General features: G+C 56.9%; 14 protein-coding genes and 1 pseudogene. 6 read left to right on the plus strand and 9 right to left on the minus strand.

Going from position 1 to position 13974, the window contains the following annotated elements:
- Window positions 1–173: 173 nt before the first annotated feature.
- Window positions 174–1343: a GGDEF domain-containing protein gene (locus tag BRA1417_RS0103425; protein WP_198034785.1), complete on the plus strand. Its 1170-nt coding sequence runs from the start codon at window positions 174–176 to the stop codon at window positions 1341–1343.
- A 246-nt stretch (window positions 1344–1589) separates the two neighbouring features.
- On the opposite strand, the gene BRA1417_RS0103430 is transcribed toward BRA1417_RS0103425, so the two are convergent.
- Window positions 1590–2555, minus strand: coding sequence for a site-specific integrase (locus BRA1417_RS0103430; RefSeq protein ID WP_027514621.1), 966 nt, complete (start codon window positions 2553–2555; stop codon window positions 1590–1592).
- A gap of 203 nt (window positions 2556–2758) precedes the next feature.
- On the opposite strand from BRA1417_RS0103430, the gene BRA1417_RS43575 reads away from it, so the two are divergent.
- Window positions 2759–2977, plus strand: coding sequence for a ribbon-helix-helix domain-containing protein (locus BRA1417_RS43575; RefSeq protein WP_156948570.1), 219 nt, complete (start codon window positions 2759–2761; stop codon window positions 2975–2977).
- Between the two features lie 478 nt (window positions 2978–3455).
- Here the strand turns inward: BRA1417_RS43575 and BRA1417_RS43580 are convergent, their stop codons facing one another.
- A complete protein-coding gene (locus BRA1417_RS43580; protein ID WP_156948571.1) occupies window positions 3456–3728 on the minus strand; it encodes a hypothetical protein in 273 nt (90 codons plus the stop codon).
- Window positions 3729–4554: 826 nt separating this feature from the next.
- Here BRA1417_RS43580 and BRA1417_RS45265 point away from each other — a divergent pair.
- Complete coding sequence (locus BRA1417_RS45265) at window positions 4555–4764, plus strand: hypothetical protein (protein ID WP_027514622.1); 210 nt, start codon at window positions 4555–4557, stop codon at window positions 4762–4764.
- 1418 nt (window positions 4765–6182) lie between these two features.
- Here the strand turns inward: BRA1417_RS45265 and BRA1417_RS45270 are convergent.
- A pseudogene (locus BRA1417_RS45270) lies at window positions 6183–6484 on the minus strand (FAD-containing monooxygenase EthA); the annotation flags it as partial.
- A 114-nt stretch (window positions 6485–6598) separates the two neighbouring features.
- Between BRA1417_RS45270 and BRA1417_RS0103460 the strand changes: the two are divergent.
- The 3 genes from BRA1417_RS0103460 (at window position 6599) to BRA1417_RS0103470 (ending at window position 10361) form a co-directional block, all read left to right on the plus strand.
- Window positions 6599–8542: a VCBS repeat-containing protein gene (locus tag BRA1417_RS0103460; protein WP_084462111.1), complete on the plus strand. Its 1944-nt coding sequence runs from the start codon at window positions 6599–6601 to the stop codon at window positions 8540–8542.
- Between the two features lie 432 nt (window positions 8543–8974).
- On the plus strand, window positions 8975–9298 hold the full coding sequence (locus BRA1417_RS0103465) for a hypothetical protein (RefSeq protein WP_027514625.1): 324 nt from the start codon (window positions 8975–8977) through the stop codon (window positions 9296–9298).
- Between the two features lie 391 nt (window positions 9299–9689).
- Window positions 9690–10361 (plus strand): recombinase family protein, encoded by a 672-nt coding sequence (locus tag BRA1417_RS0103470; RefSeq protein WP_027514626.1) that lies wholly within the window; start codon window positions 9690–9692, stop codon window positions 10359–10361.
- 10 nt (window positions 10362–10371) lie between these two features.
- On the opposite strand, the gene BRA1417_RS0103475 is transcribed toward BRA1417_RS0103470, so the two are convergent.
- The 6 genes from BRA1417_RS0103475 to BRA1417_RS0103500 all read right to left on the minus strand — a co-directional run bounded on the left by BRA1417_RS0103475 (window position 10372) and on the right by BRA1417_RS0103500 (window position 13918).
- Window positions 10372–11163, minus strand: a complete 792-nt coding sequence (locus BRA1417_RS0103475; RefSeq protein WP_027514627.1) for an NYN domain-containing protein — start codon at window positions 11161–11163, stop codon at window positions 10372–10374.
- Between the two features lie 95 nt (window positions 11164–11258).
- On the minus strand, window positions 11259–12134 hold the full coding sequence (locus BRA1417_RS0103480; protein WP_027514628.1) for a hypothetical protein: 876 nt from the start codon (window positions 12132–12134) through the stop codon (window positions 11259–11261).
- Window positions 12135–12204: 70 nt separating this feature from the next.
- The gene (locus BRA1417_RS46095; protein ID WP_371259971.1) at window positions 12205–12450 is read right to left on the minus strand and encodes an HGGxSTG domain-containing protein; all 246 of its coding nucleotides are present in this window, start codon (window positions 12448–12450) and stop codon (window positions 12205–12207) included.
- On the minus strand, window positions 12362–13000 hold the full coding sequence (locus tag BRA1417_RS39480; protein WP_245286136.1) for a hypothetical protein: 639 nt from the start codon (window positions 12998–13000) through the stop codon (window positions 12362–12364). The genes BRA1417_RS46095 and BRA1417_RS39480 overlap by 89 nt, the downstream gene beginning before the upstream one ends.
- A gap of 44 nt (window positions 13001–13044) precedes the next feature.
- Window positions 13045–13248, minus strand: a complete 204-nt coding sequence (locus tag BRA1417_RS43585) for a hypothetical protein (RefSeq protein WP_156948572.1) — start codon at window positions 13246–13248, stop codon at window positions 13045–13047.
- A gap of 394 nt (window positions 13249–13642) precedes the next feature.
- Window positions 13643–13918: a hypothetical protein gene (locus tag BRA1417_RS0103500; RefSeq protein WP_156948573.1), complete on the minus strand. Its 276-nt coding sequence runs from the start codon at window positions 13916–13918 to the stop codon at window positions 13643–13645.
- Between the last annotated feature and the right edge of the window lie 56 nt (window positions 13919–13974).

A 13974-nucleotide genomic window follows, 5' to 3' on the forward strand; every position in this document is an offset into this window, starting at 1 on the left:
GGCTCTGCGCCAGAAGGGGGCGCAATAGGTTATCACGTTTTGACTTTGACCCTGCGAGTGCGCAGCCGCAGCAAATGCAGGAGATATATCTAAAGCATTGTTAACTGTGCAGCTCCACCTAAAATCAACCCGTTTGCCTCATGCTTTTGATAGTTGCGCCGGAGGGGCAGGCTGTGTTTAGCAAGGATCACCTAAAAGAAGATTTGCCAGATTGCATCAGAGTCAAGTTGCAAGAAGCTGCATTCACCGAGCCCTCCTCCTATGGAATGTTCGCCGTTGGGCTTGGTCTCGCAACACCATTATTGTGGTCGCAAACGCAGGATACGTGGCTCTTAGCCTTCGGTGTCGGCGCCACAATCCTATCGATCAACAGAATGGTTGTTGGCTTGCTCTTCGCGCGGCTTAATCGTCAGAGCGGTTGGCCGAGCTTGACCACCTGTTGGAAGGTCATATTCGTGACGGGCAGTTTCTTCACACTAGACATAGCAGCATTAGCTATTCGAGCCGCCTGCTTGAAAGACGCGATTTCAATTGAACTAACAGCAATCATCGTGGCTGCATACATGATCGGCCTGGTGACACGCGCAGGCGCGTTCCCCGAAGTGGCGATCCCTCATACTTTGATGCTTTTCATTCCGCTAATTGCAGCCGCTCTGCTAGCAGGTACTGCAGTCCACTTCCTAATTGCATTGATCTTGTCTTATTTTCTGTTCGCTGCTGTCAGGATCATTTTGGTCGTTTACGGAAGGATCAAGGCGCAGCTCCTAGCGGAGCACCGTCTTTCCGTGTTAGCTCGCACGGACCATCTAACTGGTCTCGCAAATAGGTCCGGCTTGGAAGAGCGGGCGCTGGTTGCTTTAGAGAACAGTCGTTCCGGACAGTCCCACTTCGTTATTGCGCTGATTGATCTAGACGGATTTAAGGCTGTCAACGACACGCATGGGCACGGAGCGGGCGATGATCTTTTGAAACAAGTCGGAACGCGCATCGTAAAAGTCGTCGGAGAAAAACACTTCCCCTCTCGCCTCGGAGGTGACGAGTTTGCGATTTTGTTTGATAAGGATACTCGAATCGAGAGGGCTATCTCACTAGCGAGCGAACTTGTGACTGCCCTTAAGCTTCCGTACAAGATTGGTCCGGCTTCGCTACACATTTCAGGTAGTGTGGGCCTCGCATGTTGCGAAGACGGCGCTGACACGTTCGCTGCAGTTCTTGAGCGCGCGGACAAAGCGTTGTATCGAGCCAAACACGCTGGAAAAAATCAGGTGCAGTCGCTAAGAACGAATGTTGTCGGAACGGCTCGCAAAGAAGACGTTCTTCGCTCGACGTATGTCGTCGCGTAGCGGCACGCGCGTTCGCGGCGTCAGCTCGGCGTCGGGATTACTGGCGAGAGTGGACATCGGTGGCTGAGGGCGCTCGTCGCTTCACGTGGATTGGGCTGATGCTTGACCATGGGCATGTTCGAAGAGGGATGACGCGCCAAAAACCAGGTGTCCCCATTGCTACTCTCGTAAATTAACCGGCTGCTCATCTCGAGATAATTGCTGCAAGGCCCGTACGTTCCGCTTCAGGCTTTTGGATCATGAACCCTATAACAGTCCCGCTCCGGCATGCTCTTTGAACAGCTCCGCCTCCTGGATGTACCCAGCCAGCGTGTCCACCGATTTGTGACGGCTCACGTCCTTCATTCGGAAGATGGACTTCCCCGCCGCTGCGGAGGAGGTGAGGAAGCCGCGGCGAAGCGAATGTCCTGAGAACGGGGTAGCATCGAGCCCCGCGCGGCCGGCGTAGCCCTTCACGATAAGAGCAACCGATTGGTCAGTCAGCCGCTCGGCGCCCACTACTCCCGCCTTATTGATGGGCCGGAACACCGGGCCCACTTCGATGCCGGCAGCGTCCAGCCAGTCGCGCAAGGCGACGACGGGGCAAGCTTCAGCGGATCCGGGCGCCACAGCAATAGTGGCGCCCTCCGCCTCCTGGTCCGTTTTGGACTTGGCAATGACGACCAGCAGCCCCTCTGGGGTCTCCTCGATGTTTTCAATGTCGAGTGCGACAAGCTCGGAGCGGCGAAATGCACCGCCGAACCCCAAGAGCAACAGCGCGCGGTCGCGCTTGCCGGCAATGGTCGCGGGGCACGCGGCAACCATGGCCTTCATGCGGCTCGCCACGGCCGGCGCCTTCTTGACCCTTGCCGCGCCAATGGTGCGTCGGATGCCGCGGAGCGTTGCCTTGACGGCCTCGCTGTCGGTTGGCGTCGGCAGGGACGCCAGCTTGTGCGCGTACCGGATCGCGGCAAGGCGCCGGCCGAGTGTGGACGCCTTAGAGCCCTCCTGGACGCCGTGCGCCAGATAAGCCGCCACTGTCTCAGGGAGCGCCGGCAAGGCGCTGGCAGCCTTCTCCTCGCAATAGGTGCGGAACAGCCGGAAGTCGGTCTCATAAGCTCGGCGCGTGGCTGGGGCTTTCTCGGCCTTGGCATAGGAGACGGCTGCGGCCAGTTCGGGAGCAATGGCGACGGGTAGACTGACGGCCTCGGCGAGCACGGGAACGGAAGTCATTGCTTGAGTTCCATAGGTAGTGAGAAGAAGCGTTATCACTACCTATCTGATGCTGTGCTATCACACAAGCACCAAAGCGGTGACTGCGCTCTGTCTGTTGCCGCTCTGTTTTATCAGCCGGCGTCGCGCTAGGGTCGGCGGCCCACCAACCTGCCAGCAGCCGCATCGCGCGCGCTTAGCCGGCGCTACATGAGCCCAGCGTCATGCCTCGCAAGAAAGTCGGTCGTCTGGCCTCCCGCGATCCAGGAGCGTTCAAATCATTGCTGGTCAGGATGAACCCCGAGGGTTGGCGGGCGCTGAGGATCTTGGCTGCAGAATCCGACGCCACGTTGAACGCGCTCGCAATTGAGGCCTTCAACGATTTACTGCGCAAGAGAGGCAAGCGGCCGGTTGTGGCAAACCCGCTGCTGGATGAGGCCTAGGACAGTTTGATTTTTTGATTTCGTTTCAAACCGGCTAGGTGGGTCGAGCGATCAACCTGAGAAAGGGCAATATTTTATGCCTTACATCTCTGACAAGGCTCGGCTTTCAATAACTGACTCGTCCTCACGAACCTTGCTAATTCCTACCATCGCCAAACGCGCGTACTGCGCAGAAATTACGCCAGAGGCGCACAGAAGGCATGGCGCGGCTGTCACTCTATTCACATACTAGAAACAAAGAGAAGCTTCATTGCTTCTCAGCTTCGCGCGCGTCATTGCGTCAGAGGCGCAATTGTCGCCGGGGGGAATGTTGTCATTTGTTGTCATGCCCAAGTTCACATTTGCTCACATGACACCTTGCCAATTCTAGCCTGGAAGCGCTCGCCGCTATATGGGGAAGTCAATATTGTCGATTACTGTTGGCTAGATAGGCGCCCGAGCTACTGCGCGTCCTGGGGGAGCTCTGGGATGTTGTCGCTCAGCAGCGCTGGCAAATATTCATTCTGCGTTTCAGCTGATCTTCATCCGCTTGCTGTCGGGCGTTTTCTTCTTCCCAGGTCATCGCTTTAGATACCGACGAAGATTTTTGCCCCATTGCGTTGGCACGCTTGCGGGTCCGCTGGTTGGTCAGGGAAGTCTCGGGCGGTGGTGGATATAGCCCGTCTGGCCCCGCCGCCCCCTGCTGGGCAATGCAAGCATTTCCGGATGCGCAGCAAATCGCGGCCAGCAATAGACCAGAACGGAAGTTCATGGGTACTCCAAGCGCCAACTCGCGCCGTAAATCGCTTAGTGTCCCCCCCCCGCTTTCGCCCAAACTGGCCCGCAGGTTCAACCTAGGGCGCGCGGCAAATCACGCCGCCGGACTCGAAATGTGCATCCCGGCGGCGTTTATTTCAGTCCAGCCCCGAGACGGGGATCAGCAAAAATCCCGGATACTCATGAGTATGGGGGTGGAGTGTGAAGGTTCAGTTCGCATTGAAAATCGAGGCCCGCCTCACGCTGGCGGCCCGGTTCTAGATAGCTTAGGGATACATGTCGCATCGCCCAAGGAGCTAAGTTCATTTCCCGCACACGGACGATGTCGTGTGTCTACATCTATATCAGTGCAGCAATCTTGGGCATTTACGCCGAGCTATTGGCGCTTCGGGCTGGCGGACCAACCATCAAAGATCGATGTTCCAGCGGGCTAACGCGTACCCCAGCGCCACGTCCAAAGCGATGATCCCTACGACGATCAACCCGCCGATTTCTATCGCATTCATGATCAATCTCCTCTGTTGATTGGACGGATAGAGAGGTCCGGAGGTTCAGATTGTTCCTCGGCAAGCTCGGAATAGTGCCCGACGTCGAGCACAAGGTCTGACCCTCAGCGGCTGAGGCGGTAGCCAATGGGTGCTGCCGGTTCACCCTGGCGATGTCGGATACAGGTTAGCCCGGCCGGGGACCCCCGGTCGCACAGTCCAAACAAACTCCCCGGCCAACTTCCCAACTTCGGAGGGCCTTTTCTTTCGCAATTTACAGAGGTCGCTTTCCCCGTTAGCCTAGTCGTATTGCAAACATTGATTGTGGGTTGCGTCATGTCGAGCGCTATTGAGTTGATTGTGGACGGCTACGCGAGACTAAAGGACCGACAGTCGCTTGAGGATCTGAGGATGCATCGCCGACGCTTGGCAGTTGACCTGAAGGCTAAGACTGGGTTCGATTACGGGCTCTCCATCGCGCAGATCGAGCTGGATATCGCGGCTATAGAGGCAGGCTTGCATACTCTTTCAGGTCCGGTCTGCTGAGGCGGTGCTCGGCCGTCAGGACCTCGCCGCCCAGGTACGCACAGTTCCGCGCCACGACGCGGCGGTCGTGCTAGCTCTTCGCAATACTGCAGGAGACGAAAATGGACCTAAACGGCGGCTGGACGATCTGGACAACCAGCGGCGAGAGGATTCGACAATTTTCGGTAGCCATCGGCAGTGAGGCCGCGGCTCGAGCGCGAGTACGAGCCGACAATCCAGACGTCGCGATACTGTCGTGCTATCCCGTTGCTTCTGCCACCCTCGTACAACTCGGGATGTCGAGCGGCGATATCACGGAATGGGTGCCGCTCGACTGCAAGGTGCGGGTCGTCACTGCCGGTTGGCCAAGTTCGGCTGGTGGACCAAATGGCCGGAATTTTTGAAAGGCTCGCGGCAGTTCGCCGCCCGCCCGACCCATGCGGCGCTGCGCGGGTGCTCTACCAATTGAATGCGGATTTCGCCGGCCCCCAGCTCCATCTGCCGGGCAAGTAATCAGAAGGAGCGTCCGCAGAGTTTGCCGGCTCGGCCACATTGGAAGCGGGCGGATGAGGATGGACCGTACGGGCCTGATCTGCGGCCACCTTCGTGCGGTCTTCGTTCCATTTGCGGCTCTGAGCGAAATCGGATGACATGCTGGGACCTCCGCTAACCGCGCGTGGCTTAGCAACTCCAATCGGCAAATGCTGTAACTGAAGGGCTACATCATTGAGGAATTTCGCGACTGCCGTGTGTTTGTTTCAGCCCTGTATCACAACGTGAATTGCCGCGCCGAGACCCGCTGGAATACTGGTCCCGCTATGGTGGCAGGCTTTTTGGTTGCTGGCGGAATTGCGGTTTTGGCTCTAGCCGCCACATTCGCCTCGGTCTTGTATCTCGACGCTCGGGCTGAGCGGCGGAGAGATTAGGAGCGCAACCCGTCGCTGCGGAACGCGCGCGTGCCGGTTGCCCTTCGGCGCTCCGGGAGAAGGCCCTCCGTGCATCCAACATCGCCCATTAGGCATTGCCGGCGACTGGCAGGCCCTGGCCCTTCAGATCTTCGCGCTGTCTTCGAACAAGCTGCTCCAGCTTGGCTCTAAGGACATCAGCAGGGCTACCTTCGCTCTGTCCCACCATGCGGATCGGTCCCTCGTCAGCACCGGTCAGTCTGTGGGGAGAACCTTGCCAAGAGGGTAAGCGTCGTTCCGCTGCCACCTTCTCGCGGCACATGGGATATGCGTTCGCCGACGTCGACTGGCAGAGCGCGGGGGCCTGATGACGCCGTGATACAGAGCTGAACCGTTCGGGCCGCACATGGTCAGGCCTATTTGGGGCCACCACGGCCCGTTAATCCGCTGCTTCATGCCCGGGAGCATGTCGCGACGACTATCCGCAAGCACGTGTTGGTTATGGAGACGCAGCACGCGAGCGAGGCGCGTTCCTTTCAGCGTCCATGATGCGTTGGTGTAGCTCAAACCCGGAAGCCATGGTGGGCACGGCGGCATGCATCATGCCTTTGTAGGTCAGCGTATCGGCAAAATCGACGGTGCGGCGTCGACCATTGATTTCGAGACCGCCGACGACCCGGAGCACCAATTCCGTCGCGATCGGATGGTGTCCGCCGCAAGCTCGCTGCGTTCTTCAGGCGGACTGCCGTCGTGCGTGAGCGTGCCTTTGGTAACCACATAGGCGCGCTGCTCGCGGATCGCTCTGAAGAGGTCGCATCCGGCACAAGGCACAGCCTTGTCAAACCGAATATGTTAATGCAGTATCCTCGGGTTTTAATCGCATTTTACATACTACTAACATGACTGCCTGTCATCTCCGGGAATTTGATTTCAGCAATTAGGAGCGTGCGATGGTTTCCTCATTGATCCCAAACGTAAATGGACAGACGACCTGGCAAATCTCAGGAAGCTCGGTTAGCAGTTTTACTACGGTGACAAACGCCACGGTTAACAAGCCCGAGGTCTCTTTCTCCGTTACGTTCACCAATTCCCTTCCAATCGATCTGATAGTAACCGATCTGGCGTACGGTGCAGGAGCAACGGATGCTGAGCTGAAAGCTCTGTTTGATCCGGTCATCATCAACAATAGCGGCTCCGACTGGAGTGGATTCCGGATCGACCTCGTCGACGTCGATTCCGCAACAGGAGGAGGCATACACCCCACCTGGGCCCATTTCCACGACAGTACGTTGTCCGGCTGGCTCAATCCCAGCACCGGAGTATTTCCGTACAGTCCGAACGAAGGGTTCGATCGAACTACGCATGTACAGCACACGCCACCAGGAGGCTTCTCTTCTCTTACTGGTGCCAGCGAGCTTCAATTGTCGGGTGGCGTCTTCCAGTCGGGAACATCGGAGACCTGGTCCCACATCGGAGTTCATGAGTGGGGAGCCAGCGTATCGACCGCAAACTCTTTCACCATTGAGCTTACGCCAATAGCCGCAAATCCGGCTGATGACTATCTTGCTTCTACTGCAACCAGTGGACGCCTTGTTGTAAATGGACAGGCTGCAGCAGGGAACATTGAAATTGCCGGCGATCACGATTGGTTTCGCGTATTTCTATGGAGCGACCAGACGTATGCGATCAATGAGCAGGGGACCGCGTCGGGTGTCGGCACCTTGGACGATACTCTCGTTACATTGCGGGATTCATCCGGCGCCGTGCTTACTTCGAACGACGACGGCGGCTATGGCGTAGAATCGCATCTCTTGTTCGTGCCAACAAAGTCTGGCTACTACTATGTCGACGGAGGTGCATTTTCTTCGCATACCGGAACATATAGAGTATCGGTACAAGAGCAGGCGGACGCGTTTTCGCTTGGTCACGTTTGGGAGACCGGAGCAACGAGTCACGATCGCGTTGTTGGAGACTTCAATGGTGATGGAGCTATTGATACGCTCCAAATTGGCAGCAACGGCCTTGTGAAGGTTGGGTTGTCAAGTGAAGTTGGCTTTGGTGCGTACACGCAGTGGGCCACGGGGGCCACAACCTCTGATCAGGTAGCCGATCTCAATTTCGACGGACGTTCTGATCTGCTCCAAATCTACAATGGCAGTGCGTATGTTGCCTTATCGAACGGCGCAAATGGCTTCCAACCATGGAAGCTTGCGACCAGCGGTGCGACATCTAGCGATCACTTAGTCGAGCTTTCTTCTGGGGATAATGTTCTCGCCCAGAACTATAACGGGAATCTTTACTTTGCCCATCCAAACGGTGTGGGGGGGTTCAACGCGTGGAAGCAGGTTGCGACGGGCGCTACAGCTAGCGACCAATTCGCTGACGTCAATGGTGATGGCTACAAAGACATTGTCCAGTATTACAATGGCAAGGAATATGCGGGAATTTATGACGCCGGAGCGCAGAACTTCGGAACATGGACGCAGTGGGCTAGCGGCACTACGTCTTCGGATAGGCTTGCCGATTTCAATGGCGACGGTAAGGCCGATGTGGTTCAAGTCTACAACGGCAACGCCTATGTAGCTCTATCTGACGGTGCTCACTTCGGCAACTGGAGCTTGTGGACACCTGGTGCGCAGTCGACCGACACAGTCGCTGATTTCAACGGCGATGGGAAAGCCGATCTCCTTCAGAATTACAACGGCAAGGATTATGTCGCGCTTTCCAACGGCTCATCATTCGCCTACTACGATGCCTGGGCGACCCAAACGTCAGATCAATTCCAGGTTGCGGATGTGACGCGCGATGGATTGCCCGATATAATTCACTACGAAAATAGTGCGCTGAAGGTCTACGCTTCCATCGCTGCTTCAGGTTCAGAACATATTCTGTGAGTAACGGCTGTGCCGGAAGTTGAACGCCCGTGCTGAAACCGGGCGTTTACTTCATATGCCAGATTACATTGATCGGGGTCGAGACACCGGCATGCTTCGCGATCACGCCGCTTGTCAGGCGAGGGTGTACGCGCCTGAAATGTCGCCCAAGTGGCATCAAGCCCGAGTTTGCCTCGGCTGTTGGATCTGCTCGGTGGTGAAGCGCATGCGGAGCCCGGGCATGGCGGCTTATTAATATTTGAAAGGCAGCCCGAGCTAACCGAAATGGTGCTTCGTCTGGCGTAGAAAGAACAGGTCAGCGAAGGCGCAGATGGTACGAGGTTGCGGATCGCTCTGCACAGACGCGAAGCGTAGAATGCAAGTCCAACTTTGCAAATCTATCGTTTCGAGATCATCTAACAGCTTGGGCTTCATTTATAAGGAACAGACACGATGGAAAAGGTAGTGTTCGAGAACTTTCAAGGACCGATCCCTGCGGGCTATGTTCCGGTTTCTCGGTGGTGCGACGAGAACGAGGTCAAGATCTGGAAAGCGAAGAACAATCGGATACCGCTTGAAATCGGGAGGGGGTTGCACGGAGTTTACGTGACGCTTCCCGGTGCTCCGCAGCCCGGAGGCACCGGGACTTTTAGGATCGATTTCTATGTTCATCAGGCGATGCTTGATAAGACGGCAAACCCCGAGTGGAAGCAGATATTCAAGAATACAGCCGCGAACACTCCAATTTACAATGTCAGAGCTGTAGCTACTCGTTGAGCTGGGCACAGCGGGCGACGGGTTCGAGATCGGGAGTCGCGCTGCCTGTCGCAGGGGCCTAGAGGGGCTGGTCTCGAAGCACCGCGATAAGCCTTATAGCCGCTCTTGCGCTCGCGGCGGCCAGTTTCGCAGACCAACAACTCTCCCACGGGCTAGATACCGATGGGGCACTAGCCATGCTGCGCGAGATCGAGCATTCATTCCACCGATAGCCCCGAGGCGCCGCCAGGTGTGTTCCGGCGCTAACGTCAAACGGCCCGAGGCCTGCCGAGCAGAAGACGTGGTGCCCACCGTCGAAAGGTGGGCGTCCACGTGGAGCTGCGAAACTTGACGCGCTGCTCGAAGACTGTACGGTTATCTTGAGAAAACCGTACAATCCTCAGGTAAGTCCATGTCAGACCAAGAGAAACGCCAAAGAAAGGCCGCCATTGGCTACACGCGAACCAGTTCGGCGGCGAATGTCGGGCCGGAGAAAGATAGCGTCACCCGTCAGCGCAAGGCGATCCAGGCTTACGCTAACCGAGCCGGTTACCGCATTGTCGAGTGGTTCGACGACCCGGCTATTGCCGGCAGCGACACCATCGATACGAGGCCAGGCTTTATGGCCGCCCTCGAATTGATCACCACCAATGGCGTCCGGACAATCATAGTCGAGACAGCCAACCGCTTTGCGCGAGACTTGATCGTTCAGGAGACGGGATGGAAGCGGTTGAACGCAGATGGTGTAACGTTGATCGCCGCTGACTCCCCCGATCAGTTCATGGACGATACTCCGACGGCGGTGCTGATCCGCCAGATCCTTGGGGCTGTGGCACAATTCGATAAGGCAATGACCGTTGCCAAGCTGCGCGGCGCGAGAGAGCGTAAACGTCGAAGGACCGGCGCTAAAGTGGAAGGGCGAAAGAGCTGGACTGAGCGCAAGCCCGCAATGGTCGATGTCGCGAAGCAATTGGGCAAGAACAGATCTTTGCGCGATGTAGCCGCAGAACTGGCTAAGCTCGGGCATTTGAACGAGAGGGGAGCGGCTTTTTCTGCGTCTTCGATCAGGTCAATGCTTCGCTAGTTCATCCGATTTAATCGTCTTCGAAGTGAACACGCTTTTGGACTCGCGATTCGAAATCAGCGACGGCAAATTCCCAGCGCTCCGATCGCATGAGGTTGCCTGGATTGTGTGCCATCGCCCTGGAAAAGAATGGTCGAGCGCTGGGCACCTTCGTCTTGAAAATGTGAAACGGTAGCCCCTCATAGATCCCTTCCTTGAACAACTCATGTTCTCCCAGGTCGTTCATGCTGACGTTCCACTCGACTAACCGATCGCGCGAACCATGATGCATCCATTGGAGAATCGTAAACGGGTTAATAGGAATAACCACATCAGCAAGGGACATCAGTTCGGGACTTGTCTCGTCTGTGTAGCAATGAAGGTGAACTGAAACAGGAGTATCTCGCAGTGCCTCGAACAACGGGAAAAAATCAAGATCACAAGTCATGATGTGCGCCTCGTCCATATTGCGAACTGAGGCATGCTTAAAGACATCTATCGCGAGGAGAATATCAACGCCCTTTTGCTGAAGCACGCGGCGGGTTGATCTGTTTCTAGTAATCCCTTCCCGCGTATGCATGAAAGGGGTCTGGTTTACCCGCGCAAACAGCTTTTCCTTTGCACGGAGCTTGGTTGCAAACACTAGCGGGTCTTCATCGAGTTTTACGGTTGGAGTTGCATCATAATAGAACGTTCGCGCAAAGCCTCCGGCTACGCTGCGATAGTCAATGGGGTAATTTGATAGCGAAACCTCAAAGAATCTCTCTGTTTTTGGCACCATCGATTCGAGAAATCCGCCGTCCACGAACAGATATTTGACCATCTTACGTTCCGGTTTTTGCGGGTGCGCTCGGATATTTCCGAGGCCAAGTCCCATCCCGAGCCCGATCAAGTTTTTTGCCCTCAGCCAATGTGCTGCTAGTCGCCGCCTTCAATGACGCGTACGACACGTGTAACGACGTAACCCTTCGGCTCTCCATCCACCAGCTGAACTTCGGCGTCGATGATGTACGTGGTGTCCGTCAGGGGATTTGTCTGGCCCTGCACCATTTGCTCTTTTAGCCCCGCGTCTTTGACGAAATATACCGGAAGAGCTTTCTCTGAGACCGAGGGGACGATTGCCCTATCGCCTGTACGTCCGGCGCTTTTACCCGCCGCCCTGCTGGCTTGTTGAAAAAACAGCATTGCCTCTTGAATTGTCTTCGTGGACCCAGGCTCTTGAGGCGGCGGAGCCGGCAACGCCGGAGTTGCCAATTCAGCATCGATTGTTAGCGCCGCACGGTTGATCTCCGTCTCGTCGAAGAGATATTCGACAGTAACGCGCTTGTCTCCATCTTGGCGCTCATATCGAGCGTGTGAGATCCCCAACGAAGAACCTTTGCGACCGGTCAAAGGCCTCACAAATTCCCGGATGTCACGCGCGTCGTCTCGTGAAGGTAGCTCAGTGAGCGCATCCGCGGGACTTTCCGTGCCAGAGAAAGCGCGGATTGCCTTCCCCACGCGAGTTGTGAAGTTCGCAACTACAATGGCCTGCTGCATGAATGGAACGGCTTGGCCGAGCATGACGACGTATGGCACGATCTCCGCCACGACGCTTCCGTTTTCGAGCTTGGAGATAAAAAGCCGCGGAGTCGTGTCGGCGTCCTGGGTTTGCCCATGATGCCGGGCGTAAAATCGTGCGAGGGCAGCGAAGCTCGCAGCAAGGCCCTCAAGATCGATTGGGCCGCCAGGATCGAGCCGGATAATCATCCGGTCTTTGCTATCTTCAACGGAGGTGGGGAAAGGCGCGATCATGAGGCGATACTACACGTCGCCGCAACCAATGGAAGATCAGCCGAAACTGGCCAGAACGCGGATCTAGTGCTCAATGGGCGCCCAACATGCTACGGGCGTCGCGGACCAGCGCCGATATTTCCCGCCGCCGAGCGATTGCCTCAGCGGTGTAACGGCCGTGCTTCAGCGCGTGCCGATTGCCCTTCGGGGCGCCAGGAGAAGGTCCCCCGTGCATCCAGCAACGCCCATTACGCATTGCCGGCGATTGGCAGGGCTTCCCGTTCCGACTCTTGGTCCTGGCTTCGCACCTGGGAGCGTTCTGCATATCGAGAAGCATGGGGTTGATTTTCCATAATTGCCTTACCCCCACCCCCGGCCACGTTGCCGACGATCGCCTGCCCGCCGCTGTGGACGTGGACATGCTCGACGGTGACCTTCTGCTGCCCCTTGCCGCGATGGCGGTTCAGGGCCTCCAGGAGGGCCGCATAGGTACGAGAGAGCTTGTTGGCTTGGTTGAGGGCTTCCTGACGCCCGGCAAATGACTGTTCTGGGAACATAGCCCGGCGGTAGCATTCCATGGCCGCGTTGTGAGATCCGATCATCTGAGCCGCCAACATGCCCTCAAACTCGTCCTTGGGGCTGATGCAGATCATCGCCGAAATGACACCATCGAGCTGGTTCTGAGCAGCCTCGGGGTTGCTGCTCTTCCAGATCGTCCTGATAGCTTGATCGGCGATGACCTCATTCCAGTCATCCGCCTTAGAGCCACCCACGGCACGGAGGGCGCCCTTCATCGACTCCACCATGTCGATCGTCACGGTATTGCGCTGTTGAGGGGGCTTGGCTTGAGACGCTGGAACGGCTGACTGCGGCGCGACCTTGGCCACAGCCTTCCTCGACGCTGCCTTCTGCCTGGGGTGGCTTTTCTTGGTCACTTGCCCGAGGCCTCGATACCCAGCCGATCCGCAATGGCGAGGATGAGCGCCCGGTTCTGCTGGTCCGTGGTCATCTGCTCCCATTCGCTGACATAGCGGGTGAGCTTGCTAGCCCTGGTTTCAAGATCCGTGGCGATCAATGCGGCTTCTGCATCCAGCTCGTCATAGCGGGCGAGGGTTGACGGGCCTTGTCGGGCCATCGGGGCATAGCCGCTGGCTCAAGCATCTCCGCGCTGAGCCCGTTGATGAGGTGGAGCCTCCGATTGCCGGCCAGCTTCTCCGTGGCGTCAGCGATCGTTCGCCAGGCCTTCATTGCCCGTTCACGGGTCTTAACTTGCACCATCGTGTCATAGGCTGGCCGATCGGATTTCATGGTCGTCCACCGGGCGAGAGCGCGGACGCGGGTCGATCGAAGCAGGACTAACTGCGCTTCATCGGCGGGCGCCTACAGCTATGTTGAGATTTGCGTCTCACTCGCCTGAGTTCAGCCCATTGGGAAATGGTGCTGGGCGGTCCGGCTGCACGCGCGGCCCCTGATATGGACAGGGAGAACCAATATGCTTGCAATATAGGCGTAATACCGAACGTTGTCATTTAACGTTTCAGTAAAAAAGCGTCCTTTCGCTCGCGAAGTCGTTCCGCAGCTTTGAAATAGGCCCGCTCATCGGTTTCATTCGCCTTGATAGACTCCAAATCGCTTGCAGCAAGGGCTAGCGCCGTCCGCGCTGCATCGACTCTCTCCGACTCGATTAGTCGCTGTTGGCTCGACAAGACCATCTCTAGGATCGCGACAGCATCCATACCGGCAACCTCACCGGTGTCCGCATCCTGGATTTCGTCCGAATCGACCAATTTCGCCTCCATTGTCATGGTTCAATCATCTCCGCCTGGTCGAGTGCCGTCGCCTCTTCGGGTATGAAGGGCTC

The organism is Bradyrhizobium sp. WSM1417 (assembly GCF_000515415.1).
Taxonomy (GTDB): domain Bacteria; phylum Pseudomonadota; class Alphaproteobacteria; order Rhizobiales; family Xanthobacteraceae; genus Bradyrhizobium.